This is a genomic window from Allorhizocola rhizosphaerae (assembly GCF_003426775.1).
GTDB lineage: Bacteria > Actinomycetota > Actinomycetes > Mycobacteriales > Micromonosporaceae > Allorhizocola > Allorhizocola rhizosphaerae.
Window position 1 is genome coordinate 1 of record NZ_QJUG01000463.1, and the last position, 1,596, is coordinate 1,596.

Annotated in this window: 1 protein-coding gene; it reads left to right on the forward strand. The window is 67.0% G+C overall.

The features are described 5' to 3' along the window. The first annotated feature begins 107 nt into the window (after positions 1-107). Entirely contained in the window at positions 108-1,583 is a 1,476-nt protein-coding gene (locus tag DM816_RS41790) for an NF041680 family putative transposase (RefSeq protein ID WP_117215931.1), read from the forward strand. Positions 1,584-1,596 lie beyond the last annotated feature (13 nt).

Consider the following 1,596-nt stretch of genomic DNA (forward strand, 5'->3'; position numbering starts at 1 on the left):
CTAGCTTGTTCTTTAAGGTTCGAGAGACCCCGCTGTCGTATGTGGACAGCCCTTGGTCGATCATTCTTCTTGTCGAGGGAAGAACATCAATCATCCAAGGGCTGTCGGTGATAAGTGTGCACGATCCGGTTGTGGGCAAGGCGTTCGGGTGGTTGCGGCGGTTCCGCAAGGAGTTCTACGCCTGCTTGACCACACGCCAGGATGCGTTGTTCGAGTTGGCCGATGCGGTGTTGTGCGCAGACGGGCCGGTCCGGTCGCTGGCCGAGCTGTCGCTGGTCGGTGAGCACCGCCGCGGTCATGGATCGTCGTATGGCGCCGTGGTCGACGGCCGTATCGATGTCGAGCGGCTGCGTAGCGCGCTGGCGGGGGTGCCGTTGCCTCGGGCCGCGGATGGCCGGCTCGTACTGGCCGTCGACATCACCAGCTGGCTGCGGCCGGAGGCGCACACGTCACCGCAGCGGATCTTGTGTCACACCTACGGCCGAGGCAAGGACCAAGCAATCATGATTCCGGGCTGGCCGTACTCCATGGTCGTGGCCTTGGAACCGGGTCGTAGTTCATGGACTGCGCCGCTGGACGTCGTGCGCCTGGCCCCGGGTGTCGACGCCGCCACCGTCACCGCGGCGCAGTTGCGTGCACTGATCGGCCGGCTGACTGCGGCCGGGCAATACAAGCCCGGTGACCCGCAGATTCTGATCGTGGCCGACGCAGGGTATGACGGGCCGCGGCTGGCGTGGCTGCTGCGTGACCTTCCGGTGCAGATCCTGGCCCGGATGCGTGCCGACCGGGTCCTGCGTCGCGCGACACCGCCGTGGATTGCGCGGGTGCACGGCGGCCGCAAGCCCCGCCACGGCGGCGAATTCGTCTTCGGTGACCCCGCTACCTGGGGTGACCCGGACGTGGCCACCACCACCCAGACCCGCCTCTACGGCACGGCCAGCGCCCTGGCCTGGGACCGGTTGCATCCCAGGCTCACCCGCCGCGCCGCGTGGACGGGATCCGGTGAGCTGCCCATCATCGCCGGCACCGTCATCCGGCTGCAGGTCGACCGGCTGCCCTCCGGAGCGATCCCGAAACCGGTGTGGCTGTGGTGGTCTGGCGTGCATGCCACTGACACCACCACACCGGCCGACCTCGACCGGCTGTGGCAGACATTCTTGCGCCGCTTCGATATCGAGCACACCTTCCGGATGTTGAAGCAGACACTGGGCTGGACCAGCCCGAAGATCCGCAGCCCCGACGCAGCCGACCGGTGGACCTGGCTGATCCTTGCCGCCTACACCCAACTGCGGCTGGCGCGACCACTAGTCGCAGACCTACGCCGCCCATGGGAGAAACCAGCCGAACCGGACCGGCTCACCCCAGCCCGTGTCCGCCGCGCATTTCGGCACCTGCGCAATAACACCGCCTGCCCAGCCGCCGCGCCGAAACCCACCCGACCAGGACCCGGCCGACCACCCGGCAGACCCAACCACCAACCCACCAACCGCTACGACGTCCACGTCGTCACCAGCAACCAGGCCAGCAAACCGAAACCCAAGACCAAGAAGTCAGTCAATCCCCGACCGCGCCGCACAGGTTAAAAGTCAAGCTAGG